The sequence below is a fragment of the Bacteroidota bacterium genome, assembly GCA_016706255.1.
In the GTDB taxonomy this organism is placed as follows: Bacteria; Bacteroidota; Bacteroidia; order Chitinophagales; family BACL12; genus UBA7236.
The window spans coordinates 688,933-715,600 of record JADJJZ010000029.1; the positions used below are offsets into that span (position 1 = coordinate 688,933).

General features: G+C 37.1%; 18 protein-coding genes. 11 read left to right on the top strand and 7 right to left on the bottom strand.

The genetic code is table 11. From position 1 onward, the window contains the following. Positions 1-99: 99 nt before the first annotated feature. Together IPI65_20940 and IPI65_20945 are read left to right on the top strand one after the other, a co-directional pair. Positions 100-3,708, top strand: a complete 3,609-nt coding sequence (locus IPI65_20940) for a VCBS repeat-containing protein (protein ID MBK7443898.1) — start codon at positions 100-102, stop codon at positions 3,706-3,708. Between the two features lie 9 nt (positions 3,709-3,717). Next, positions 3,718-7,350: a VCBS repeat-containing protein gene (locus IPI65_20945; protein ID MBK7443899.1), complete on the top strand. Its 3,633-nt coding sequence runs from the start codon at positions 3,718-3,720 to the stop codon at positions 7,348-7,350. Between the two features lie 126 nt (positions 7,351-7,476). Here IPI65_20945 and IPI65_20950 read toward each other — a convergent pair whose 3' ends face one another. After that, positions 7,477-8,121 carry an LON peptidase substrate-binding domain-containing protein gene (locus IPI65_20950; GenBank protein MBK7443900.1) on the bottom strand — a complete coding sequence of 215 codons (645 nt, stop codon included), beginning with the start codon at positions 8,119-8,121 and terminating at the stop codon, positions 7,477-7,479. A 44-nt stretch (positions 8,122-8,165) separates the two neighbouring features. Continuing rightward, the gene (locus tag IPI65_20955) at positions 8,166-8,813 is read right to left on the bottom strand and encodes a DUF1684 domain-containing protein (GenBank protein ID MBK7443901.1); all 648 of its coding nucleotides are present in this window, start codon (positions 8,811-8,813) and stop codon (positions 8,166-8,168) included. Between the two features lie 65 nt (positions 8,814-8,878). On the opposite strand from IPI65_20955, the gene IPI65_20960 reads away from it, so the two are divergent. Continuing rightward, the gene (locus IPI65_20960; protein ID MBK7443902.1) at positions 8,879-9,238 is read left to right on the top strand and encodes an MmcQ/YjbR family DNA-binding protein; all 360 of its coding nucleotides are present in this window, start codon (positions 8,879-8,881) and stop codon (positions 9,236-9,238) included. A 10-nt stretch (positions 9,239-9,248) separates the two neighbouring features. Continuing rightward, positions 9,249-9,947, top strand: a complete 699-nt coding sequence (locus IPI65_20965; GenBank protein ID MBK7443903.1) for an RNA pseudouridine synthase — start codon at positions 9,249-9,251, stop codon at positions 9,945-9,947. A 47-nt stretch (positions 9,948-9,994) separates the two neighbouring features. On the opposite strand, the gene IPI65_20970 is transcribed toward IPI65_20965, so the two are convergent. Next, complete coding sequence (locus IPI65_20970; GenBank protein ID MBK7443904.1) at positions 9,995-10,822, bottom strand: PorT family protein; 828 nt, start codon at positions 10,820-10,822, stop codon at positions 9,995-9,997. Positions 10,823-11,323: 501 nt separating this feature from the next. Between IPI65_20970 and IPI65_20975 the strand changes: the two genes are divergently transcribed. From IPI65_20975 to IPI65_20985, 3 genes are all read left to right on the top strand, one after another. Next, positions 11,324-12,022: a class I SAM-dependent methyltransferase gene (locus IPI65_20975; protein ID MBK7443905.1), complete on the top strand. Its 699-nt coding sequence runs from the start codon at positions 11,324-11,326 to the stop codon at positions 12,020-12,022. 86 nt (positions 12,023-12,108) lie between these two features. Continuing rightward, positions 12,109-13,482: an insulinase family protein gene (locus IPI65_20980; GenBank protein ID MBK7443906.1), complete on the top strand. Its 1,374-nt coding sequence runs from the start codon at positions 12,109-12,111 to the stop codon at positions 13,480-13,482. A 26-nt stretch (positions 13,483-13,508) separates the two neighbouring features. Next, the gene (locus tag IPI65_20985) at positions 13,509-14,837 is read left to right on the top strand and encodes an insulinase family protein (protein ID MBK7443907.1); all 1,329 of its coding nucleotides are present in this window, start codon (positions 13,509-13,511) and stop codon (positions 14,835-14,837) included. A gap of 662 nt (positions 14,838-15,499) precedes the next feature. On the opposite strand, the gene IPI65_20990 is transcribed toward IPI65_20985, so the two are convergent. Further along, on the bottom strand, positions 15,500-16,177 hold the full coding sequence (locus IPI65_20990) for a hypothetical protein (GenBank protein ID MBK7443908.1): 678 nt from the start codon (positions 16,175-16,177) through the stop codon (positions 15,500-15,502). A 28-nt stretch (positions 16,178-16,205) separates the two neighbouring features. After that, positions 16,206-16,718 carry an acyl-CoA thioesterase gene (locus IPI65_20995; GenBank protein ID MBK7443909.1) on the bottom strand — a complete coding sequence of 171 codons (513 nt, stop codon included), beginning with the start codon at positions 16,716-16,718 and terminating at the stop codon, positions 16,206-16,208. Between the two features lie 185 nt (positions 16,719-16,903). Here IPI65_20995 and ygiD point away from each other — a divergent pair, with 185 nt between their 5' ends. Both ygiD and IPI65_21005 read left to right on the top strand, forming a co-directional pair. Then, positions 16,904-17,779, top strand: a complete 876-nt coding sequence (ygiD, locus tag IPI65_21000) for a 4,5-DOPA dioxygenase extradiol (GenBank protein MBK7443910.1) — start codon at positions 16,904-16,906, stop codon at positions 17,777-17,779. 111 nt (positions 17,780-17,890) lie between these two features. After that, on the top strand, positions 17,891-18,691 hold the full coding sequence (locus IPI65_21005; protein ID MBK7443911.1) for a 4-hydroxy-tetrahydrodipicolinate reductase: 801 nt from the start codon (positions 17,891-17,893) through the stop codon (positions 18,689-18,691). 7 nt (positions 18,692-18,698) lie between these two features. On the opposite strand, the gene IPI65_21010 is transcribed toward IPI65_21005, so the two are convergent. Next, a complete protein-coding gene (locus IPI65_21010) occupies positions 18,699-19,067 on the bottom strand; it encodes a hypothetical protein (GenBank protein MBK7443912.1) in 369 nt (122 codons plus the stop codon). Between the two features lie 248 nt (positions 19,068-19,315). Here IPI65_21010 and sucC point away from each other — a divergent pair, with 248 nt between their 5' ends. After that, positions 19,316-20,506 carry an ADP-forming succinate--CoA ligase subunit beta gene (gene sucC / locus IPI65_21015; protein ID MBK7443913.1) on the top strand — a complete coding sequence of 397 codons (1,191 nt, stop codon included), beginning with the start codon at positions 19,316-19,318 and terminating at the stop codon, positions 20,504-20,506. A 239-nt stretch (positions 20,507-20,745) separates the two neighbouring features. Here the strand turns inward: sucC and IPI65_21020 are convergent, their stop codons facing one another. Continuing rightward, entirely contained in the window at positions 20,746-21,012 is a 267-nt protein-coding gene (locus IPI65_21020; GenBank protein MBK7443914.1) for a DNA-binding protein, read from the bottom strand. Between the two features lie 258 nt (positions 21,013-21,270). On the opposite strand from IPI65_21020, the gene IPI65_21025 reads away from it, so the two are divergent. Further along, a complete protein-coding gene (locus tag IPI65_21025; GenBank protein ID MBK7443915.1) occupies positions 21,271-26,664 on the top strand; it encodes an alpha-2-macroglobulin family protein in 5,394 nt (1,797 codons plus the stop codon). Positions 26,665-26,668 lie beyond the last annotated feature (4 nt).

A 26,668-nucleotide genomic window follows, 5' to 3' on the forward strand; every position in this document is an offset into this window, starting at 1 on the left:
AATTCCCACAGGTTTAATTCGTTAACAAAACATTTACAGATGATGTGCTTTCATGCCTTTATAAGTCGGTTAACTTTGCCGCTTAAACCGTAATAAGGCATGAAATCTATCAAAACACCAATTGTAATTATTGGTATGCTTGTTCTTGTTTACAGCTGTAGCTCAAACAAACAAGGAAAAGAATACCTAAATGACTGGAAATTTACTGAGAACATTGACAAGGCGAAAATCGTTAAAACCGATGTGGAAACCGGCAAAATGTTCGATATCCTCACCAGTAAAACTACAGGCATTACTTTTAATAACGAGTTAATCGAAACCTTCGACCTCAACTACTACCGCTACGGATACTCCTATAATGGAGCCGGTGTTGGTGTTGGCGACTTCAATAATGATGGTTTACAGGACTTATATTTCTCCGGTAACGTTGTTCCGGACCGTATTTACATTAATAAAGGAAATATGCAGTTTGAAGATATCACCGCTAAAAGTGGTATCAATCAAAAACCGGGTTGGAGCACAGGCGTAACTGTGGTTGACGTTAACGAAGATGGCTTTAAAGACATCTATGTTTGCCGTGCCCGTTTCGAAGATCCTGTAAAACGCCGTAACCTGTTATATATTAACAACGGCGATTTAACATTTACAGAAAAAGGTGAAGAATTTGGTCTGGCTGATGACAGCTACTCTACACAAGCAAACTTTTTTGACGCAGATAACGATGGTGACCTCGATGTATACATTGTAACCCACCCTACCGACTTCAAAGACAAAAACAAACAAAAGAACTTCCAAAAAATTGAGGATGGTTCAAATATGAGTAACCGTTTCTATCGCAACGAAGGAAATGGAAAATTCACTGAATGTCACAAAGAAGTTGGTATTAATAACCACGGTTTCGGTTTATCCGTAACTACAGGTGATATTAATAACGATGGCTGGATGGATGTATTTGTTGGTAACGACTATATCATGCACGATTACACCTATATCAATCAGGGTGACGGAACATTTAAAGAAATGAGCCGCGAAGTTTTGAATAAAACTGCCTACTATGGTATGGGAACTGATATTGCCGATTATAATAATGATGGTTTATTAGACATGTTTACCGTTGATATGGATATTGAAGGTAACTATGGTACTAAAACCTTCATGCAATCAAATAAACAAACGTTTTTACGCACACTTGTAAACGGTGGTTATTTACAACAATATGGCCGCAACGCATTGCAGTTAAATAATGGTGTCGGTAAATTCAGTGAGGTTGCAAACTTTGCAGGTGTAAGTACCACCGGCTGGAGCTGGAGCCCTTTATTTGCTGATTATGATAATGACGGTAATAAAGATTTATACGTATCAAACGGATTTTTGAAAGACAGCCACATGGATATCATGGAGGTGTATATCAAATTAACACGCGCAAACCGTTTGAGTGATTCATCAGAATATTACGAATTAAGAAAACAAATACCTGAAAATTCAGTACTCGAATGGCCAAATGCTATGTTCCATAACAATGGTGACTTAACATTTGAAGATGTTCGTGAGGACTGGGGTTTATATTTCCCTTCAACTTCTTACGGTGCTGCATATGCCGATCTTGATAATGATGGCGACGTTGATATCGTGGTAAATAATGCCAACCTCGAATCATATATTGCAAGAAATAATTCTTCTAAATTAACAACCAATAAATATTTACGCGTTGACTTACAGGGTGAAAAATCGAACCCTGATGGTTTAGGTACTAAAATTTATGTTACCACCGGAAATAAAACACAATTGGTGCAAATGGAAACTGTAAAAGGTTATCAAAGCTGCAGTGAACCAGTTGCTCATTTCGGTTTAGGTACTGCAGAAAAAGTAGATAAAGTTGTGGTTGTTTGGTTAGATGGTAAAGAAAATGTTGCAACAGAGGTTACAACAAATCAAACTTTAGTGTTTGCACATAAAGACGCAATTAAACCCGCTAAAACAAATGTGCCAATGCAGGATAAATTATTTGTAGATGCAACAAAAGATTTACAAATTGATTTCGTACATAAAGAAAATGAATTTGATGATTTTGATCGCGAATTTTTAATTCCACACGAATTAAGCAATTTAGGACCCGGCCTGGCTGTTGGTGATATCAACGGTGATGGTATGGAAGATTTTTTTGTAGGTGGTGCTAAAAATCAAAGTGGTGCTGTTTATTTACAAGCAGCTAACGGCACATTTACAAAAGGCACATTTGCTGCAGGTGTTGAGGACATTCAAAGTGAAGATCAGGGAGCTATTTTCTTTGACGCAGATGGTGATAGCGATCTTGATTTATATGTTGTAAGTGGTGGTAGCGATTTCCCCAAAGATGATGGTCATTTAATGGATCGTTTATATATCAATGATGGCAAAGGTAATTTCAATATTGCTTCTGGCGCTTTACCACAAATGATTTCAAGTGGTTCAATTGCTGCTGCTCAGGATTATGATAAAGATGGCGATATGGATTTATTTATCGGTGGCAGAATGATACCGGGTAATTATCCTTATCCAACAGGAAGTTATATTCTTCAAAATAACAAAGGAAAATTCACCGATGTTACAAAAGCTGTTGCACCTGACTTAATGGAAATTGGTATGGTATCAGCAGGTTTGTGGACCGATTATAATAATGATGGTGATTACGATTTAATTATTACAGGCGAATGGATGCCAATAACCGTGTTTGAAAACAATGGTGGTAAATTTAAAAACATAACCAGTTCAACAGGATTAAGTGAATCAACAGGTTGGTGGAATAGTTTAACTGCCGGCGATTTTGATAACGATGGTGATATGGATTATGTTGCAGGTAACTTTGGTATCAATTTAAAATATCGTCCGAAAGAAAAACCAATCGAATTATTTTACGATGATTATGATGATAACGGAACACATGATATCATTATGGGTTACTGGCAGCACGATAAACTTTATCCTCAAAAAACCAGGGAACGTATGATTGAACAAATGAAAGGTGTGGAAGAAATTTTCCCGGATTGGGATAGTTACGGCCGCGCTGAAGTTTGGGATTTTTATGGTAAAAAACGTATGGAAAATTCCAAATTACATTATAAAGCAAATTCATTCTATACTTCGTATATCGAAAACCTTGGCAATAATAAATTCCAGGTGAAAAAATTACCTAACGAAGCTCAAATTTCTACCACATTTGGTATTGTAGCAATGGATGTAAATAATGATGGTTTCCTCGATATCGTATCACATGGTAACTTCTATGAAACTGAAATTGAAACAAATACACAGGATGCCGGTATTGGTAATGTGTTATTAGGAAATGGCGATGGTTCATTTACACCACTTCCTGCACGTAATTCAGGATTTTATTCTTGTATGAACGCAAAAGCACTTGCATTAATTTGTGTAGGTACAAATAAAACGCCGGTTTTAATTACTTCTAATAACAACAATAAAATGGAAGCATTTAAATTAGTAAGTAACGAAAAATCAATTGCATTAAACAATAACGACGCGTATGTAATTATCACTTATACTGATGGAAAAAAACGCCGTCAGGAATTATATACAGGTTCCGGTTATTTAAGCCAGAACTCAAAATCAGTGATTATTAACAGCCAGGTTGCAGAAGTAACTGTTTACGATAACAAAGGAACTGCTCGTTCAGTATATGGCGGCGTAACTGCATTATCAGCAAAACATTAATTCCTCAACATGAAATATTTAGGCATTATGAACTTAAAAAACATTATTTTATCTGCAGGAGCGGCAACATTATTGTTCGCTTCTTCATGCAAACTTTTTTCCAATGGTGATGGTGACCCGCGTGGCACGGCAATTATTGACCCGAAACGTGAAGTAACTTTAGATGGTAACTCCGGAAAATTGTTCGACATACTTACAGGAAAATCAACAGGTATTACTTTTGTTAACGACTTACGTGAAACTTATGAAGTAAACTGGTGGAGATATTCTTATATCTACAACGGTGGTGCAGTTTCGATCGGTGACGTAAATAATGATAACCTGCCGGATTTATTTTTTACAGGTAACCTTGTAGAAAGTAAATTGTTTCTGAATAAAGGCAATTTGAAATTTGAAGATATTACCGCAAAATCAGGTATCACTACCTCAAAAGAAAAATGGCCTTATGGCTCTTCTATGGTAGATGTTGACGGTGATGGCGATCTTGATATTTATGTTGCTATGAGCCGTTGGGATAAACCTGAACGCAGAACCGATGAGTTTTGGGTAAACAATGGTGATGGCACTTTTACCGAACAAGCGAAAGCTTTTGGTATTGCCGACCAGTCGTACAGCACACATGCTAACTTCTTCGACTATGATAACGATGGCGACTTAGACATGTATCTTGCTACACACCCGGTTGATTTTATTGATAAAAACAAAACCAAATATTTTCAAAAAATTGAACAGGGCAAAAACTTAAGTAACATGTTTTATATCAACAATGGCGATAATACTTTTACAGAGTCGCATTTAAAAGTTGGTATCAATAATCATGGTTACGGATTAAGTGCAACAGTTGGAGATATTAATGATGACGGATTCCAGGATGTATTCGTTTCAAACGACTATGCCATGTATGATTACGTTTATATAAATAATGGTGATGGTACGTTCAGAGATGAATCATTAAAAGCAATTAAAAAAACATCCATCAACTCGATGGGAACCGATATTTCGGATTTCAATAATGATGGTTTCCTCGACATGTTTGTAGTGGATATGGATATGGAAGACAACTATACTTATAAAACATTTATGTTGTCGAGCCAGGTAGAAGTAATGCGCATTTTAATTAATGCAGGTTACGGATATCAAAATCGTTCTAACTCATTACAATTAAATAATGGTGATGGTACTTTCTCTGAAATTTCAAGAACAGCAAATGTATCAACAACCGATTGGAGCTGGACAACCTTCTTTACCGATTTCGATAACGATGGCTGGAAAGATTTATACATTGCAAATGGCTTCTTACGCGATTTCCACGTGGATGAATCTGAAACATATCACAAACTGAGAAGAGCAGTTCGTATTGAAGACTCTACCGTTTATTATGAAGTGAAAAAAGAATTACCTACTTATGTGCTCGATCACCCGAATTTTATTTTCAAAAATAATGGTGACCTTACATTCAAAGATATGCGCGATGAATGGGGAATTTATTATCCTTCCATTACTTACGGTGGTGGTTATGTAGATTTAGATAATGATGGTGATATGGATATCGTTACTTCAAACGTAAATGAAACACCTTGGGTTTATCGCAATAACAGCGAAAAAATGAATACCGGTAACAACTGGATTCAGTTTAAGTTTAAAGGTTATGCTAAAAACTCCGGTGGTTTAGGAACTAAAGTAAAAATTTATTGTGGTGACCAGATGCAATATATTCAACACACTGCTTCTCGTGGTTATATTACTACTATACAGGATGATTGTCATTTCGGTTTAGGTAAATCACAAAAAGTAGATTTAGTTGAAATTGAATGGTTAGATGGCTCAAAACAAATTATGACCGACGTACCTGTAAATCAGGTAGTATTATTAGATCATGCAAATGCATCTAAAAGCGTAAAATTTGCTGAACATCCAAAAGGTGCAAAAATATTTGTTCGCAAAACTGAAGAATTAAAAACTGACTTCGCACACGAAGAAGCAGAATATGATGATTACCTGCGCGAATATATGTTACCTCATAAAATGAGCACATTAGGTTCAGGTATTGCTGTGGGTGATGTAAATGGTGATGGCACTGAAGATTTTTATATCGGTGGTGGAGCAGGACAGTCAGGTGCATTGTATACGCAAAATGCAAACGGCACATTTACAAAAACTGCTTGGCAACAAGCCGCAAACGAAGCAGCTTCTGAAGATGCCGGTGCATTATTTTTTGATGCCGATGGCGATGGCGACAACGATTTATATGTTGCAACAGGTAGTAATGAATTTGCTGCAAATGATGCAAAATATGCTGACCATTTATATATAAATGATGGCAAAGGTGGTTTCACAATTGCAAATGGTGCATTGCCCGGAATTAATTCCAGCAGCTCATCTGTAGTTGGTGCCGATTATGATAAAGATGGTGATATCGATTTATTTATTGGTGGTCGTCAAATCCCTGGTCGTTACCTTGCACCTGCGTCAAGTTATATTTTACAAAACAACGGTGGTAAATTCAGCGATGTTACTGAACAGGCTGCTCCAATGCTGAAAGATATCGGTATGATAACTTCAGGATTATGGACCGATTTTGATAATGATAATTCACTCGATCTGATTTTAACCGGCGACTGGATGGCTGTTACCTTCCTTAAAAATAAAGGCGGAAAATTTGTTGATGTTACCCAAAATACAGGATTAACAAATGCAACAGGCTGGTGGCAAAGTATTACCGGTGCCGATTTTGATAATGATGGTGATATGGATTACGTAGTTGGTAACTTCGGAACAAACAGAAGGTATAAAAATACCACAGCTGTTTCTGACGGACATCCACTTCCGCTTGAAGCATATTTATACGATTTCGATAAAGCAAATAACGAAGACTTTATTTTATGTTATTATCAGCACGATAAATTGTTCCCGGTAAAAACACGTGAACGTATGTTGGAACAAATACCAACTATGGCTGAAAAATACCCTACGTGGGGTTCTTATGGCGATGCAACCGTTCAGGATATGTTTGGTGATGATTTGAAAAAAGCAATTCACCGCACTGCATATATTTTCCATACTTCGGTATTAATGAATGAAGGCAACGGTAAATTCACCATGAAGTTTCTACCTAACGAAGCTCAGATATCTTCTACATTCGGTATTGTAACCGACGACTTTAATGAAGATGGTATCATGGATATTTTATTACATGGTAACTTCTACAATACAGAAATCGAAATTACACGTCACGATGCCGGTACAGGATTGTTATTGTATGGTAAAGGTGATGGCACATTTGCACCACAACGTGGATTTATCAGCGGCTTTAAAAGTGATGGCGATGCAAAAGCGCTAGCAACCATTTTAGACAGCAAAACAAAACAACCTGTTTACCTTATTGGTAATTCAAATGGTAAAATGGAAAGTTATGGTTTGATAAAAACTGCACAAATAATCGAATTAAATGCAAATGATGCTTATGCGATTGTAACCATGAAAGATGGTAAAAAAGCTAAAGTAGAATTTTATGCCGGTTCAGGTTATTTAAGTCAGAGTGTAAAAATGATACGCATTACTGCATTAACTGCACAAGTTGATGTATATGATTATAAAGGTTCAATGCGCACGGTATTTCCTGCTGCATTAAGTGCCAAGTAAAATACTTTTTTACGGTTTAAAGAAGGACCCGTCGGAAACGATGGGTTCTTTTTTTTATGTAGTATTGGTCGGATTAATATTTATAAATACAGTACTATATCGGGCAAGCATCCTCCTGCCCTGCCCTTAGTCCTTTAACCCATCAGGTGGATTCAACATTCTGAAATGTCCGTTTAGTTTTGCCTTTTCTTTTATTTCTGCAATTTGCTGAACCGAAGGCAATATTTTTTTTATGTGTTCCACAATTAATTTCTGCCGACTGGTTTCTCTGGGATGACGCAATAGTTCATATTCTTCCAAAAAATCAAACCCTACATAATGCCCCAACTTAAATGAGTTGAGTACAAAATCGGGTTTATATATATCATCTTTAATATCCAGCAAACTAAATAATAGCTGTGTGAGTTCTTCCAGCTCCGCGAATAATCTGCTATGGCGGTCTTCGATATTTTGTTGAACCGAAACAATAGCACCGGAATATAATTTTTCGGGCACCTCTTTTACAATTTCCAGAATATGAATCACATGCATCCCTTTCACCTTAATATCCATTTCACCATTCGGATATTTTTTGTGAATTTTGATTAATTCCATTTCAGTTCCGTAATCCAACATACGGTTATCGTTTACCACCGGAATAGCAAAAGGTTTACCCTCTGTATTACATTCATTTATTAATTGCTGATAACGTGGTTCGAAAATATGCAGGTTTATCTGCTCACCCGGAAAGGCGACAATGTTTAACGGAAATATTGGAATAAATTTCTGCATAATAGATTCTGAAAATTCATAAACGCTAAAACAAATAAAAAAGTTTATAAGCGTTCACCTGCCATTACCGCTACCTCAATTTTATTTTTTAAAGGCGGAATCGGGCACGAAAAATCGTGATTATAAACACAAAACGGCTGATAGGCCATATTAAAATCGATAATGGTTTGATTACCGGTAATTACCGGAATATCAAGAAACCGACCCCCACCATAAGTTGTTACGCTGTTGGTAAGGTCATAAAAAGGAATAAAATAAGTCGGCTTAGAATCTACCGGCGCATCTTCATTTAAATACACTTCTAAAACACAATTTTTATTTTTTAGCGTAAAATGTATTTTACCCATCAAACGATATTTATCGGCGATATCACCGGTTGTAGGAAATGAAAATGTGGTTGCACTGGTTATTTTTTCAAAATTGGCAATCACCTTATAATTTGTATCTACCGGAAAATAATTTATACCCTCAAAATGTGGTTTTAATGAATCAGCCAATGGTGAATTTGCACTGTAAAACAATACGTTCGTGCTTACACGGAATTGTTTCACACTTTCAAAATATGCCGCATCATTTACAATTGAAATTGTTGTTTCATCTTTTTTGGAAGTATTACATCCCACCCCCAAAAAAAATGCAGCTGATACAACCAACATTCCAAAAGCTTTAGCACGCATTAAATTTATTCCCATAATCCCAAAATTATAAAAATCCCGCGCAAATAAATTAAGTTTACGGTAATAGAAGAGCTACCAATATGTTTGACGTAGAAAAATTTCGTGCCTATTGCCTCAAAATGAAAGGGGTAACTGAAGAATTTCCATTTGGTGAAGACACCCTGGTTTACAAAGTAATGGGTAAAATGTTTGCCCTGACCGGACTTGAAAGTGAGCAGTTTACGATTAACCTGAAATGTGAACGTGAGTTAATGGAAACCTTACGCGCCAAATATCCCGCTGTTCAGCCCGGATACCATATGAATAAACAACATTGGAATACGGTTGTGGTAGATGGCAGTATTGCGCAAAAGGAAATTTTGGCCATGATTGATCATAGTTACAATGAGGTTGTGAAGGGACTTACCAAAAAAATGCAGCAAGCGTTAGAAAACCTGTAATTTTGCGCGTATGCAACTAGCACCACAAGTAATTTTTGAAGACAATCATTTAATCGCCATCAACAAGCGGCCGGGTGAAATTTCACAGGGTGATAAAACAAATGATATTCCGTTAGTTGAAAGTATTAAAGATTATCTCAAACAAAAATATAATAAACCCGGTAATGTATATGCCGGTTTAATTCACCGTATCGACAGGCCGGTGAGTGGTGTATTAATTTTTGCAAAAACAAGTAAGGCAGGTGAACGTATGTCGCAAATTATTCGCGACAGGCAATTTAAAAAAACATATTGGGCAATAGTAAAAAATAAACCGCAGCAGGAAACTGCTATTCTGAAACATCATTTATTAAAAAATGAAAAGATGAATAAAAGTTTTGCTTATGCGGAAAAAAAGGGTGACAGTAAAGAAGCTATTTTACAATACAATTTAATTGCTGCAAGTGAACGATATTTTTTACTGGAAGTAGACCCTCAAACAGGGCGCCACCACCAGATCAGAGCGCAGCTTGCTGCAATAGGCTGCCCTATTAAAGGCGATTTAAAATATGGATTTGATCGTTCCAATAAAGATGGCAGTGTTAGTTTACATGCACGCAAACTGGAATTTATTCATCCGATAAAAAATGAGCCGGTAATAATAACAGCCGATCCACCGGAAGACCCGGTATGGAATGCTTTTATGGAACTAACAGGGGCAAAAAAATAACCCGAAATTACTTCCGGGTTATTAATCTATATTTTTAATTCAATTATTTATTCATCATCGCTGCCACCTAATTTTGCATCTGCAAACATAAAGTTAATGCCTAATGAAAAACCAACAAATGCATTGTGTGATGCCAGATAAATGTTTTCACCCTGAGCAGGTTGTAATTCACGCGTTTCTTTTGCATTAATATCGAAGAAACCATAATAACCTCTGAAAGCAGGTGAAAAATATAATTTGTCATTTACATAAATATCAGCGCCTACATCTAACATTAATCCGATATCCAGCATTTGGAAATAATCGTTTCCTGAAACGCCATTATTACCTGCAAAATCGGGAACACCAATTTGTGGTGCATTTTTCACCGGAACCTGAACATCAGGGTCAGTATTGGTTACGTCGGCAGTATATAATTGTTCTGCACTGATTAAATATCCAAACTGTAAACCACCAAGTAACTGGTATTTAATCGCATCTTTATTATCACCTTCCATGTATTTAAATAATACCGGAACCTGTAAATAATTTAAATCAACATAACGGTAAGTAAGTACTTTGGTTTGTAAATCCGGTTTGTTTGGATCTTCAGTTGGTCCAAAATCTTTCATGATATCAGAATAATCCTGACCCATTTGTGCGTAGTTAAATTCTACCTGAATACCGAAATTATCTTCCCAGTTATATCCAAGCGTAAGTCCAAGTGTCGGACCAAATTTGTATTCATAATCCATTTCCGAAAACTCATAATTATTCTGGTTCAATATCCAGATACTGTTCATTTGTCCGTGAAATCCGAAATGGATACCCTGTTGCGCCTGTGCTGCTGCACCAACCAACACGATAAACATAAGTGTGAGTAGCGATTTTTTCATACCTTTCATTTAATTGAATCACGAATATACAACCTTTTCACAATTACACAACTTACTATCAACATTTCTGATGGTAAATACGGAAAATTAATCAAAAATTAAGCTTGCTTCTGCTAACACAAAATGGGCTTTATTTAACAAAGCCATGCCCTAAACTGCCCTGTTTTCAATACATAGCGGCAAAAAGTAAGGTTTACCTTTTTTACCTAACCTTACTTTTTAGCAGAAGTGCTATCTGTTTGTAAAACAAGGCATTTGGTACCGGAACAGGTTATTTTCTTGGCGATTTGCATGTAACAAAACCGGCAAAAATCTGTCACATTTACCCAAAATGTCACAAAATACCCGCTTATCTGTCCGGTCACAAATTGGCGAATTCCGAAATGTATTACATATACTATCTTCGCAGCCGTGAGTAAGATAAAAACCGCACTCCGATATGGGAAGTACCTGCTTACAGCCAAAAGCAGGTATGAAATACACTCGCCATTTGTATTCAATTTGATACAGGATGTACTGCGCGACAAGCGGCATTATTATGCTTTTGACGAGATAGAATCGAGGCGCGACGGGCTTTTGGCGGACGAATCGGTAATTGTGGTTGAGGATTTTGGGGCAGGTAGTAAAATTAACAAAACCCCGGAGCGCAAAATCAACGCCATTGCCAAAAACACCCTCATTTCACCAAAATTTGGTCAAATGTTGTTCAGGCTTACGAATTATTTGCAGCCGGCTCAGGTGCTTGAAATTGGCACTTCGCTGGGAATCAGCACATTATATCTGGCAAAAGCCTGTCCAAAGGCAAAAATAACCACCTTAGAAGGAAGTGGAAATGTGGCAAAAAAGGCCACAGAACAATTTAATGCCCTGGAAGCAGGCAATATTAGAATTGTTACCGGTGAATTCAGCGCAACGCTGCCGGCGGTTTTGGCTGGTATTAAGCAACTGGATATGGCTTTTATAGATGGTAACCACCGTTTTGCCCCTACCCTGGCTTACTTTGAATTAATGTTACCTTACCTGAACGAAAACAGTGTGCTGATATTTGACGATATACACTGGAGCGATGAGATGGAAAAAGCCTGGGAAGCAGTAAAATCAAACCCTCAGGTAACACTAAGCCTCGATTTGTTTTTTAAGGGGATTGTATTTTTTCGCAAAGATTTTAAGCAGAAAAGTCACCTCGTTTTGCAGTTTTAAAGTCATTTAACATAGTTTAACCGCAACCATTTAGGCGCCTATAAATCAAACAATTACCTTTACAACTATAATATTAACAAGTGTTTATGAAAAAACTAATCATTGGATTTACCCTTGCGCTGTTTGTTACTGTGTCAGTAACTGCGCAAAACAGCTTGCCATCCAATTTCTTTATGAAGAAGTTGCCGAATGGTATGGAAGTGCTCGTTATTGAAGATAAAACCGTTCCGCTGGCTACAATCGAAATTGTTGTGCGCAATGGTTCTTATACTGAGGACAGTGTGTTTAACGGATTGTCGCATATGTACGAACATATGTTTTTTAAAGCCAACAAAGATTTACCAAGTCAGGAAGCATTTTTAAAACGTATCAACGAATTAGGTATTGTATTTAACGGTACAACCGGCGATGAACGTGTAAATTATTTTATCACATTAACCAACAACAAAATTGATGAAGGTATTGCATTTATGAATTCTGCAATTCGTTATCCATTGTTTTTGGAAGATGAAATGAAACGTGAAAATCCTGTTGTAGATGGTGAATTTCAACGTGCGGAATCTAATCCAACCTTCTTCCTGTTTGACCAGTACAACCGCTACATGTGGAAAGAAAATTATTACCGCAAAAATGCAATTGGCGTACATGATGTTATTTTAACTTGTACACCTGAAAAAATGCGTATTATTCAAAACAAATATTATTATCCGAACAACAGTATGATTGTGGTTGCAGGTGATGTAAAACACGATGAAATTTTCGGAAAAGTAGAAGGCGTTTTCGGCGATTGGAAACCTGCTGATTTTGATCCGTTTCAAAAATGGCCGATACCGGAATTTGAACCATTAAAAGGCGTTACGAATTTTGTTACCATAAATGAAAATGCTCAGGTGCCGATTTTTTTAACCGGTTACCATGGTCCTGATACACGCAACGATTTAAAAGCAACTTATGCTGCCGATGTATTTTCGTACATCTTGTCACAGGCATCAAGTAAATTACAAAAAGACTTAGTGGAAAGTGGTTTAGCTTATCAGGTAAATGTTGGTTATCAAACTTGCAAATACACCGGACCAATCAACATTATTCTTGTTCCGAATCCGGAGAAAGTAAATGAAGCCTGGAAAGTGTTATGGGAAAATGTTGCTATGTGGGCAGACCCAAATTATTATACCGATGAACAATTGGAAACCGCTAAAAATTTACTGGCTATTCAGGATGCTTATGGCAAAGAAAGCACAAGTGAATTTACACACCTGGTAACCTACTGGTGGTGTTCTGCTTCAATTGATTATTACACCAATTACGTAGCTAATTTGCAAAAAGTTACCAAAGAAGATATTGCAAATTATGTAAAAAAATACATCATTGATCAGCCGCATGTTAACGGATTATTATTAAGTCCTGCCATGAAAGAAATGATCGATGTTAAATCAATTGGTTTCGAAATAAAAGAATAATTACCCATTACGTAAAATAAAATATTATGAAAAAAATTAAAATAGTATCGCTGCTTTTCGTTACACTGCTCACGGCAGGTTCAACGTTTGCACAGGCTACAAAAGAATTCACCGTTGATGGTATTAAAGTAATTCACAAATATGTGCCTAAAGATGTTATCAGCGTGCGTTTATTTGTTGAAGGCGGAACTGCCAACTACAGTAAAGAAAAACAAGGTATCGAAAGTTTTGCCTTAAACCTGATGGTAGATGGCGGAACAACTAACATGTCTAAAATTGAATTTAAAACAGCTACTGAAAAAATCGGAACTTCACTGGGTGCCAGCACAGGTTTAGATTATGGTTCAATCAGTATGACTTGTATTAAAACATTTTGGGACCAGAGCTGGAATTTATATACAGATGCAATTTTAAATCCTGCCTTTTCTGAAAATGAATATAATTTAATGAAAGAGCAATTAATTGCCAATGCACAACAAACCATGGCCGATCCTGATGCATATTTGGATTTAATGGCGCGTCAAATTGCATTTGAAAAAAAGGATTATGCTAAATCATACGATGGCACACCTGAAAGTTTAGAAGGTATTACTTTAGAGGATATTAAAAATTACTACAAAAAAACAATTGGTAAAAAACGTACATTCCTTGTTGTTGTAGGTAATATTACTGAAGAGGATTTAACTGCGAAAATTAAAGCTACCTTGTCTAAAATGGCAAATGGCACGCCGGTTTCATCAGAATCGCGTACATTAATTACACAATCAAAAATTCACGTTGAAGACCGCGACATAGCTACCAATTACATTATGGGTATTATGAGTGCACCATTTGCAAATACTGCAGAAGGAATTAACTACCGCATTGGTATGTCGATTTTAGGTGATCGTTATTTTACTGAATTACGTACTAAACGCAGTTTAAGTTATGCACCTGCAGCATTTTACAATCGCGCCGCAATTTCAAATCCTTACGGTGCTATTTATATTACCACCATCGATCCAAAACAAAGTATGCAGGTAATGGTTGAAGAATTAGATAAAGTAAAAAAAGATGGTTTTTCGGAAGAAGAATTTACTGATAAAAAACAGGAATTTTTAACCGGTTACTATTTAACATTAGAAACCACCGCAAACCAGGCTGATGCCTTAGGCCGTGCCGAAATTAACGGCGGCTGGGAATCATTAGACCAATTAACCGAAAACGTAAATAAAGCAAAACTGGCTGATATAAATGCCACCTTCGACAAATACAGCAACGTGATTGTTTGGATTTACTTAGGTAAAAAAGATGCCGTTAAAGACGAAGACTTTAAACAAACAACTCCAAAAGAGAAAAAAGGCAAACCTTATTGATTTTGTTTTTTAAATGATTATAGCCGCATCGAAAGATGCGGTTTTTTTTTGCAAAAAAAAATTAAATCACAATCAACATTTATTTCGACACACCAACTCCGTAGGAGTGTAACGTTTGTAGCAACCATTCCATTTTTAGATCCATAAACTCAGTAGGAGTGAAACCTTTGTAGCAACAATGCAATTTTCAATTCACCATACTCCGTAGGAGTTACATATTTTTAGCAAAAACAAATGCCCAGCAAAAACAAATGCCCATTTAGATCCACCAACTCCGTAGGAGTGAAATATTGGTTTAGTTGATAGATTCGACTAATTAACTCTTGCACCGGATTGTAGTGGAAACAAACAACCCAATGTGCTAATGTGTTAATGTGCTGATGTGCTGATTAACAGCCGGATTCGGAGTAAGCATTACATTTTTACCTTTTAATTTATAATCAACGCTCAATTACAACTTGGAAAAATGTAGCTTAAGAGGTTTGTTGCAACGAAAAGCCGGTTGGGCATTTCTTCGTGTGAAAAATTGCGCTGCCCAAAATTGGCTGTTAAATTATATATACATTAATTGGGTTAATCTGTGCATCAACAAATTGGTAATTGGGTTAATTGGTACATCCGCACATTGGTACATTCGCACATTAGCACCTTCGCACATCAACTCACTCTTCGCCGAGACAAATTGCACCAACATTAACCTGTGTAAATTTGAGTTGCTTTAACTGGCTTGCATCTAAAAATGAAATCTCCTGCAATACATCCAACACATAAAAATTATTCCACCCTTTTAAACTTGTTGGAAAACATTTACTTTTTGGATAATTCGGATCATTTGCAACGCGACCTAATTGTTCAACAAAAAATATTCCATCGGTGTAACGAATTACTTTGGCGGTAATATTAAACGCAACAAAAACACTTCCTGCTGTTGCACCTTCGCGCGTGTAAACAGCCTTTGAATTATAACAACTTGTTTTTTGAATGGTGAATGATTCCCATATTGCATTATTATCGAACGGAATGCCCGTCGGGTCAGGGTTTAAATAAGATTCTGCTGCAAGCACATTTGTTTTAATTATGGTGGTATCATACGCCAGACAATCGTAATTAACGCGTGCAACCGGAATAAATACAAACGATTTATCGCCCATTTTTCTTGAGCTGTCGTAATTCGGAATTATTTGTGGTGTTAAACTGCAATAATCGTTTCCAATTTTTACAAATTCTATAATTACCGTTGCTTTTACCAGTTCCCCTTTTGCGTATGATTGTGGTTTAACCTGTGCATGTGTGAGCGTAATTTGCAAACAACAAAACAATAACAAAACACGTGATTTCATGTTATCAGAAATTTATTTTTTACTACAATTATTGTAAAAATATTTGTTTAAGTTCCTTAGCTTCTTCGGGTTTCATTCTTCCTGCTAAAACAAGGCGCAACTCTCTTCTGCGCAATGCAGAAACAAAACGGCGGTGTTCATCTTCTGTTTCCGGTAATACTTCAGGAATGGCAACCGGGCGACCATCATCATCTAATGCAACAAAGGTTAAAAATGCTTCATTACATTTTACTTTTTCTGATGAGCGATAATTTTCTTTAAACACTTCCACAAAAATTTCCATGCTGGTATTAAACGCACGTGTAACTTGTGCAGTAATGGTAACAATATCGCCGATTTTAATTGGGCGACTAAACGACACATTATCTACCGCAGCGGTAACCACAATTTTATTCGCGTGTTTTCCGCCACAAATTCCACAGGCAATATCCATCCATTTTAATAAATTGCCTCCCATTAAATTATGCATCGGATTGGTATCGTTGGGCATAACGATTTCTGTAAATGTGGTAAACGATTGCGCTACTGCTTTCCCGCTCATTGTTTTATTTTGTTTGCAAAGGTAGGGTTTTATCGCTGTAAAATGAGCAGTTTTATGTCACGTTCAGGTTGAAACGGTGTGCGCATAAGGTTTGTGCGCTTTGGAACTTTTATTTTTCGCCTATGGTTTAAATTATATGTATATACATACATATTGAATAATAATTTATTAATTTTATCCATTCAATGAACCGAAGGAAATTTATACAAGCCGGAGCCCTTGGTTTTGGGGGATTAGGACTACTTACATCTATGCAACTCAATCAGTTTAAAAATCAGTTTTCAGAAGAAACCGACGTAAAAATGCCGGTTTTATTTATTGGTCATGGCAACCCGATGAACGCCATTGAAGATAATGAGTTTAGTCGCGGCTGGGCTGATGCCGGTAAACTACTTACCGTGCCAAAAGCCATCCTCTGTGTGTCTGCCCACTGGCTTACCCGTGGCACCAGAGTTTGTGCTGTAGCTCAACCTGAAACGATTCACGATTTTGGTGGTTTTCCGCAGGCATTGTTTGATGTGCAATACAACGCACCCGGTTCGCCTGAATTTGCGCTCGAAACACAACAATTAATTACCAAAACAAAAGTTGAACTCGATAACGAATGGGGGCTCGACCATGGTTGCTGGAGTGTGCTGAATAAAATGTTTCCTGCAGCAAATATTCCGGTGTTTCAATTAAGTATCGATTATTACCAAACACCGCAATACCACTATGAATTAGCGCAGCAGTTAAAAGATTTGCGTAAAAAAGGTGTGCTCATTATTGGCAGCGGAAATATTGTGCACAATCTGCGTTTATTTACCATGCAGGATATCGCCTTCGATTGGGCGATTGAGTTTGATACAAAAATTAAGGAATTACTCGAAAAAGGTGATCACGACCCGATAATTAATTACAAAACCCTGGGCAAAGCCGCAGAACTTTCGGTGCCTACTAACGACCACTACCTGCCACTGTTGTATTCCATAGCCCTGCAGGAAAAAAATGAAAGTCTGCAGTTTTTTAACGATAAAACCACAGCAGGTTCCATTTCCATGCGTTCGCTTAAAATCGGATAATCATTTTTTTGTTCCTGTTATTTGTGTTTGCGATTTTTATAAGTGCATGGTTTAACATAAATCATACTTTTATTAAAAATGTATGCTTACTTTTAACCTAAATCATAAGCAATGAAAACGCGTATTTGTGTAGCAGGAGCAACCGGAAAAATGGGTGCCCATTTATCAAAAGCAATTGCCGAATCATCCGATTTACAAATTGTAAGTGCATTGGCAAAAAATTATAATGATCAAAATTTAGGTGAGGTATTAAATAATAAAAATATTGATGCCTGCATTTATGATGATATTATTTTCGCGTTACAAAAAAATCCGGATATCGTTATTGATTTTTCACATGCATCGGTTGTAAAACGTAATGTAATTTGTGCCATTCAGGAAAAAGTAAATGTGGTTGTTGGCACAAGCGGATTAACGGATAAAGATTTTGAAGAAATAAATGCATTAGCGATTGCCAATCAGGTTGGTGTAATTGCTGCGGGTAATTTTTCATTATCTGCTGTTTTAATGATGCAGTTTGCCGAACTTGCAGCAAAACATTTTCCGAGTCGTGAAATTATTGAATACAGCTACGACGGAAAGCCCGATGCACCAAGCGGTACAGCCAATGAACTGGCATCGCGTTTAGCGAAAATAAAATCGGCCGACCAAAAAATCCCGGTTGAAAATGTTGTTGGTAAAAAAGAAAGTCGCGGAGCAAATGTTGAAGGCACACAAATTCATTCTATTCGTTTACCCGGCTTTAATAATTCATGCGAAATAATTTTCGGCACAGGTGCTGAGCGATTAAAAATAAGGCACGATGCCATTGATCCGACCAAACCATATATTGACGGCGCATTATATGCCATCAGAAAAGTGATAGGATTAAAAGGATTATACCGCGGTTTAGATGCGGTAATGAAATTGTAATCCGAATTTATTTTTTATCGAAGAAATGGGAAATCCATTCTTTTATTTTATTGAATGAAGTATCGAATTTATCATTCAATAAACCTTCACCCGAAGCAATTCGTCCTGCAACAAGTTCTTCTTGCACAACTACATTGCTGGTGCTTTCCACAACACCTGTTGTTGCCGGAGTTCCGGTATAACCATCTGTAGTTGAACCTACTGTTGAGCCGGTAGCCGGTAATGTTGTTGTAATAAAACTGCCAGAAGTGCTGGTATTTTGCTCTGTTACCAGAGTTTGTGTAAATGCTGCAAATGTTTGAGCACTCATTCTTGCCTGTTGTCCGTAAACCTGTGCGGAAACTACTAAAGCGATAATTATTATTCCGTATTTCATACTCTATAAACGCTGATACAATTACAAAATTATAGCGGAATGTTATACAAGATTCGCGCCAGTACCATTTTTACAGAATTATGATATTTCAACACGGCGGCAAAAGTGTTAAATTCGCTCAAAACCCCTGCAGATAAAGCCTTTGAGTTAATTTATCATTAAAATGTTTTTTATTTCCCCAACTTCAAGCCTGTAAATACAATAACTCCGCCTGCTTTATAATATATTTGCGCAAAATATATACGAAAATGAATCTGCACGAATATCAGGGTAAAGAACTCGTAAAACGTTATGGTGTTAAAATTCAGGAGGGAATTCCTGTTGACACACCCGAACAAGCCGTTGAAGCTGCGCGTCAATTGCAGGGAATGACCGGAACAACCATTTGGGTGGTAAAAGCGCAAATACATGCGGGTGGCCGTGGTAAGGCAGGTGGTGTAAAAGTGGCAAAAAGCCTTGATGAAGTGTATGAAAAAGCCCAGGCTATTCTTGGTGCAACCCTGATTACCCCGCAAACAGGACCAAAAGGTAAAAGAGTAAATAAAGTGCTTATTGCAACCGATGTTTACTATCCCGGACCAAGCGATACCAAAGAGTTTTACATGAGTGTATTACTTGATCGTGAAAAAGGAAAAAACGTAATTGTATATTCTACCGAAGGTGGTATGGACATTGAAGAAGTGGCCGAACATACCCCTGAAAAATTACATAAAGAGTGGATCGACAGTTCTGTGGGCATTATGCCGTTTCAGGCGCGCCGTGTTGCTTTCAATCTGGGTTTAACAGGCGATTCGTTTAAAGATATGGTGAAATTTACCACCAGCCTTTACAATGCCTATGTTGGCAACGATTGCTCACTGCTCGAAATCAACCCTGTTTTAAAAACATCCGATAACAAAATTATTGCCGTTGATACCAAATGTGTGATTGACGGAAACGCGTTATATCGCCATCCGGATATTTTGGTGATGCGCGATAAAACGGAAGAAGATCCAACCGAAGTTGAAGCCGGCGAAGCAGGTCTTAATTTCGTGAAATTGGACGGTAACGTGGGTTGTATGGTAAATGGTGCCGGTTTAGCAATGGCAACCATGGATATTATTAAATCAAGCGGTGGTAGTCCGGCAAACTTCCTCGATGTAGGCGGTACTGCTGATGCTAAACGTGTAGAAACCGCTTTTAATATCATTTTAAAAGACCCGAACGTAAAAGCCATTTTAGTGAATATATTTGGTGGTATTGTGCGTTGCGACCGTGTTGCTCAGGGTATTATCGATGCATATAAATCGATTGGTAATATTAATGTGCCAATTATTGTGCGTTTACAAGGCACCAATGCAACAGAAGCTAAAAAAATGATCGACGACAGCGGATTACAAGTGCGATCTGCAATTTTATTGCGTGAAGCAGCCGATTTGGTTAAAGAAGCCGTGGGTTAAGCAAATAATCCGTTTTTATAATAACATTTTAAGCATCCTTAGGGGTGCTTTTTTTTTGGGGGGAGATGTAATTTGCCGGTTACTTCATATTTAAGCTTTCATAGCCACTTATTTCGTAGCCTGTTCAGTCGGGTCAGGGGCAGACATCGACTCAACGCCGGTCACAGCAGGTTACTTTCCACAAAAAAGCCCATTTAGTCCGAAAACCAAATGGGCGAATTATTCAAGTATGAAAAGAATCAGTTTAATGTTTGCACATGTTTGCTTTCCTCCAATATGCGCATGGCACATTGAAGTATGGCCGTGTCTTCCAGCCTGACCACTCCCCCGCCTAAACCTTTTTCAAAATGCACATCCGCAATTTTCCCCGGCGCCTCAAAATGTTCTGCTCCGAAGTAATTTCTAACTGCATCTACTTCAATGTGAAGCTCTTGTGCGATACGCTCCATGCTGCCGTGCGGGAGCGTGTCTTTAATGTGTCGTAGCTCGTCGAATGTAATGACCATAGTCGATATATTTTAGTTAAACAATATAGTGGTAAGACGCTACGATTTTAGGTATGTTTTATTACATTTCCAAATAATTAAACAAATATTTTTTTTCTATAAGCTTAAATCCTTTGTGCACTTATCAATAAGGAGCATGCAGTTATTAAACCAATTGCAGGGTTTGAAAAATAATTACTATAATTACATACAATTCTGTGTTATAATTAACGTTTTAATACTAATTCAATTCACCAACACTCAAAACCTCCCAACGCTATGCGGGCCCCTGCTATTTGGCTGAGTATACTTATACTCGGTTTAACCTCTTGTAATTCAGACAGAAACCTTATTGCTATTGATTCTACAAATTTTGAGGACGAAATCAGCGTTACTCAAAATCTGGAATTTACCCTCAACCAGCATCTGTTTAACGATACCTTATTCGACAAATGGGTTGATGCCGAATTACTTACCATAGAACCTAAAGTAGCGGGAAAATTTAAAATTGTTTCCAGCGATAAAATTACCTTCTCTCCCACTTCCGGTTTTGCGGAAAGTGAAAAATATAGTGTTTCGGTGAGCGAATCGGTTTATGATTATACCGATATCCGATTGGCGGTGAAAAAATCGCCCATGTATTTTAATACAGCATTATTAGATTTAAAAACAGCAAATTTATACTGGACTAAAGATGATGCCAGCGGCGAAATATTATTAAATGCCGATTTATTATTTAATGCCACCGTTGACGCAGCAAAACTTTCAAAATTACTAACTGTAAAAAGTAATGGCGAAACAAAATCAGTCCGCGTTAATACGACGCAAACTGCAAAAACAATATCGGTTGCTATTCATAATATCGACCCAAAAACAGACGACCGCAAATTAGTATTTGGTGTTGCAAAAGGAATTGGTTCACCGGGAAGTGTTTATGTAACCGATAATGTTATACGTTTAGAAGTAGAAATTCCTGAAATTGAAAATTTAGAAATAAAAGATGTTACTGCCGAACACAATGGTATTTTAGGAACGATACATGTAATTACCAATCAGCAAATTGGAAATGCCAATGTTGAAAATCTGGTAACTACACAGCCACCTGTTAGCCTCAACATCGAAAAATCGATGAACGGATTAATTATCAGCAGCGAATCATTTCTTGCTGATCAAACATATACCATTATATTATCTGAACAATTATTTGGAGTCGCCGGTGGTAAAATGGTTGACAAATATGAGCAATCTATTACGTTCGGTGAACTGGAACCTTCCATCAGCTTTACCAACACCAAAGGCCGCTATATGGGCTCAAAAGGCAGCCGCAATTTAGGTGTGCGTATCGTAAACATTCCGAAAGTAAAAGTTGAAGTCATAAAAATTTATGAAAATAATATCCTCGCATTTATGCGCAACGGATTTAGTTATGAATGGTACGAAGAATACGATGAGGAATCTGATTACTGGGATTATTTCGATTACCAGGATGTAAATACCGAATTATACGGCAATGTTGTTTATGAAAAAGAATATGAAACGGCAAAACTGGAAAAATATAATGCAGCCAGCGTGTTGCATCTCGATTTTGTAGATAAATTAGAAAAGTTTAATGGTATATATGTTGTTAAAGTATCATCACTTGAAAAACAGTGGCTTACCGATGCACAGGTTGTTTCTTTATCTGATATCGGATTAATTGCTAAAGCAACTGAAGATGAGTTGGTAGTTTTTGCCAATGCCATTCAAACTGCAGAACCAATGAGCGGTGTTAAAGTGAATTTTATCAGTAGTAATAATCAAAAATTATATACCGCAACTACCGATAAAAATGGTGTAGCAAGATTCACCGGATTAAAAACAAATATGCCTGATTTTAGTGTTAATTTAATTACTGCTGAAAACGGGTCAGATTATAACTTTCTGCCATTTAATCAAACTATCGTTTCCACCTCGCGATTCGATGTTGGCGGTAAACGATTGAATGATAGTAATATGGATGGATTTTTGTATCCGGAACGCGATTTATATCGTCCCGGCGAAACCATGCATATTGCGGGTATTATCAGAACCTACGACTGGCAGATTTTACCGCGTATTCCGGTGAAAATAAAAATATTGTCTCCTTCGGGAAAAGAATTTAAATCGGTTAAAAAAACTTTGACAGAGCAAGGTGGTTTTGAAACAGCAATTGAATTGCCAAGAACTGCAATTACCGGTACTTATACTGTTGAATTATATACTTCAAACGATGTATTACTTACTACCGATTACATTAGTGTTGAAGAATTTATGCCTGACCGCATCAAAGTAAAATCTGCACTTAAGAAAAAAGAATATTATCCCGGTGATGAATTAAAAGCAGACATACGCGCAGATAATTTATATGGCACTCCGGCTTCTGAACGAAACTGGGAAGCTGAATTAAGTTTGAACAGATATTATTTTTCATCAAAAAAATTCCCTTCATATAACTTTGCTATTTATGGGGGTGAAAGTTATTTACCTGCAAAAACAACTGAAGGCACTACCGACGATAATGGTGAAGCGACCGCAGTATTTGATGTTCCATCTGAATATGTAAATCTTGGTATATTAAATGGCCGCATTTTGACAACGGTATTTGATGAATCAGGCAGACCGGTTTATGATGTACAGGATTTTAAAGTAATTACACAAAATGTATTACTTGGTATTGGGGATTTTGATTATTACATAAAAACAAAACAGGCAATTAAAATTCCGTTAGCTGCAGTTGATAAAGATGACAAATCAGTAAACACGGAAGCTGTTGTTGAAATAATTAAACATGAATACGAAACCATTATCGAAAAGAGTGGTCCGTATTATACTTACCGCTCCAATCAGGTAGAAAAATTGCAGAGCACACAAAATCTCACTATTAAAGGAGATGCAACTGCTGTGTGGTTTACACCGCAATTATCCGGTCAGTACGAAGTACGTGTAAAATTCCCAAATGCAACTACTTATGTAAGTCAGCACTTTTATGCTTACGGCTGGGGCAACACGCAAAGTAATTCATTTGAAGTTGACAATGAAGGCAATATTAATATCGTAGCAGATAAAGAAACTTACAAAACAGGTGAAGAAGCAAACATTTTATTTACTGCACCATTTAATGGTAAGTTATTGGTAACGGTTGAAAGAAATAAAGTGTATGAATATTATTATCTGGATACCGATAAAAAATCGGCGAGTTTAAAATTAAAAATGGATAATTTATATGTGCCGAATGTGTACATCACAGCAACTTTATTCCGACCTGCTGATGATAGTCAGATGCCACTTACCGTTGCACATGGTATTACCAATTTAAAAGTGGATAATCCGGTTAAAAAACTGGATGTAGTGGTTACACACGAACAAAATACACGCAGTAATAAAAAACAATCCATACAAATAAAAACGGCTCCAAATGCAGAGGTTACGGTAGCTGTGGTTGATGAGGGTATTTTGCAGATTAAAAACTTCAAAACCCCTGATCCATACGATTATTTTTATATGCAACATGCATTGGGTGTAATGAGTTACGATTTATATGCATATTTATATCCTGAAATTTATTTAAAGAAATTATTAAGTGGTGGTGATGGTGGAGACGCCGCAGCAAGGTTAAATCCGATGACAGCCAATCGTGTTAAATTAGTTTCATATTGGAGCGGCACCTTAAAAACAGATGCCTCCGGCAAAGCAAAATTTGATATTGATATTCCACAATTCAGTGGCGATTTACGTGTAATGGTTGTAGCCTATAAAAACGACATGTTTGGCAGCAGCGAAACCCACATGAAAGTTGCCGACCCAATTGTGGTAACAACCAGTCTCCCACGCTTTTTAAGTCCCGGCGACACAATTACAGTTCCGGTTACCTTAGCTAATACAACAGGTAAAAATGCATCCGGAAAAGTAACTATCAGCGCAGAGGGTCCGCTAAAAGTTGCGGGCAGTAACAACATATCATTCAGTGCATCCGCAAATAAAGAAGCGCGTGTTGAATTTAAAATGGTTGCTACCAATCAAACAGGAAATGCGAAAGTAAAAGTTAGTGTAAATGCGCTGAATGAAACATTTAGCGATAATATTGAAATTGGTGTGCGTCCACCGGCATCATTACAAAAATATACCGGCTCCGGTGCAATTGATGGAAATAAATCGCAAACACTTTCACTTACCAATAATTTTGTGAACGATGGTGCCAAAGCAAAATTAATTGTCAGTCGCTCCCCTATTGTTCAATTCGCAGATGATTTGGATTATTTAGTAACCTATCCGCATGGTTGTGTTGAACAAATTACTTCATCTGTATTCCCGCAAATTTATTACGGCGATTTAGTGAAGGATATTTATGGCAAAGAAAACAAGGACATTAATCCGTCATATAATGTTCAGGAAGGTATCAGAATACTGGAAAGTATGCAGATGTATAATGGCGCATTAATGTATTGGCCGGGACAAGGTTATGAAAGCTGGTGGGGAACCATTTATGCGACACATTTTATGTTGGAAGCTAAAAAAGCAGGATTTGATGTGGATGATAAAGTGGTGAATAAATCGCTCGGTTATTTGAAAAACATGTTGAAGCAAAAGAAAACTTTTGTGTATTACTACAATGGCAATTTGAGTAAAGAAATGGCTTCGAAAGAAGTATTTTATTCCATGTATGTATTGGCACTGGCAGGCAAAGCGGAAGTTTCAACCATGAACTATTATAAAGCGAATTTAAGTGTGGTACCGCTTGATGGTAAATATTTATTGGCCATGAGTTATTTATTGGCAGGTGATAAAAAAAGTTTTGAAAAATTATTGCCATCTGAATTTACCGGCGAAGAGTCGAAGCAGGTGTTTGGTGGTAGTTTCTACTCGCCTATCCGCGACCGTGCAATTGCATTAAACTGTTTGCTGGAAACTGATCCGGATAATCAGCAGGTTGGCAGACTTGCACAACAATTATCCGAAATGATGAAAAATCAGTATTATTTAAATACACAGGAACGTTCATTTGCGTTTCTGGCATTTGGAAAACTGGCAAGGCAAACAAAAGATGCCACTGTAACTGCATCTATTACTGCAAACGGAAAAGAAATTGGAAAATTCTCAGGTAAAAATTTAGTGTTGGATGATAAATCAATGATTAATGCTAAAGTTGATATCACCACAAGCGGAACAGGAAAATTATACTATTTCTGGGTTACAAAAGGCGTTACAGCTGATGGTTCGTTTAAGCAGGAAGATAATTATTTACGTGTCCGCAAAACATTTTACGACCGTTGGGGCCGACAAATTGATTTGAAAAATGTAAAACAAAACGATTTGATTGTTGTAAAAATTTCGCTTGTAAGTGCTACCGGAACCTATGTGGAAAATGTGGTAATCACCGATATTTTACCTGCCGGTTTTGAAATTGAAAACGACCGTTTGCGAGCAACTTCCAGTTTAAATTGGATAACCGATCAATCATCGGCTCAATACGAGGATATTCGCGACGACCGCATTAATTTATACACCTATGCGAGTGCAAACAGTGCGAATTATTATTATACGGTAAGGGCTGTGTCACCGGGCGTTTACAAAATGGGACCTGTAATGGCAGATGCAATGTATAATGAGGAATACCACAGTTATAATGGCGCAGGTATTGTGAAAATTTCACGATAAGTTT

Coding starts and splice junctions, on each gene's coding strand:
- IPI65_20980 (MBK7443906.1), top strand. CDS start 12,109: ATGAAAAAACTAATCATTGGATTTACCCTTGCGCTGTTTGTTACTGTG.
- IPI65_21020 (MBK7443914.1), bottom strand. CDS start 21,012: ATGGTCATTACATTCGACGAGCTACGACACATTAAAGACACGCTCCCG.
- IPI65_20970 (MBK7443904.1), bottom strand. CDS start 10,822: ATGAAAAAATCGCTACTCACACTTATGTTTATCGTGTTGGTTGGTGCA.
- IPI65_20995 (MBK7443909.1), bottom strand. CDS start 16,718: ATGAGCGGGAAAGCAGTAGCGCAATCGTTTACCACATTTACAGAAATC.
- IPI65_20990 (MBK7443908.1), bottom strand. CDS start 16,177: ATGAAATCACGTGTTTTGTTATTGTTTTGTTGTTTGCAAATTACGCTC.
- IPI65_21010 (MBK7443912.1), bottom strand. CDS start 19,067: ATGAAATACGGAATAATAATTATCGCTTTAGTAGTTTCCGCACAGGTT.
- IPI65_20940 (MBK7443898.1), top strand. CDS start 100: ATGAAATCTATCAAAACACCAATTGTAATTATTGGTATGCTTGTTCTT.
- IPI65_20945 (MBK7443899.1), top strand. CDS start 3,718: ATGAAATATTTAGGCATTATGAACTTAAAAAACATTATTTTATCTGCA.
- IPI65_20965 (MBK7443903.1), top strand. CDS start 9,249: ATGCAACTAGCACCACAAGTAATTTTTGAAGACAATCATTTAATCGCC.
- ygiD (MBK7443910.1), top strand. CDS start 16,904: ATGAACCGAAGGAAATTTATACAAGCCGGAGCCCTTGGTTTTGGGGGA.
- IPI65_21005 (MBK7443911.1), top strand. CDS start 17,891: ATGAAAACGCGTATTTGTGTAGCAGGAGCAACCGGAAAAATGGGTGCC.
- IPI65_20955 (MBK7443901.1), bottom strand. CDS start 8,813: ATGGGAATAAATTTAATGCGTGCTAAAGCTTTTGGAATGTTGGTTGTA.
- IPI65_20960 (MBK7443902.1), top strand. CDS start 8,879: ATGTTTGACGTAGAAAAATTTCGTGCCTATTGCCTCAAAATGAAAGGG.
- sucC (MBK7443913.1), top strand. CDS start 19,316: ATGAATCTGCACGAATATCAGGGTAAAGAACTCGTAAAACGTTATGGT.
- IPI65_21025 (MBK7443915.1), top strand. CDS start 21,271: ATGCGGGCCCCTGCTATTTGGCTGAGTATACTTATACTCGGTTTAACC.
- IPI65_20950 (MBK7443900.1), bottom strand. CDS start 8,121: ATGCAGAAATTTATTCCAATATTTCCGTTAAACATTGTCGCCTTTCCG.
- IPI65_20985 (MBK7443907.1), top strand. CDS start 13,509: ATGAAAAAAATTAAAATAGTATCGCTGCTTTTCGTTACACTGCTCACG.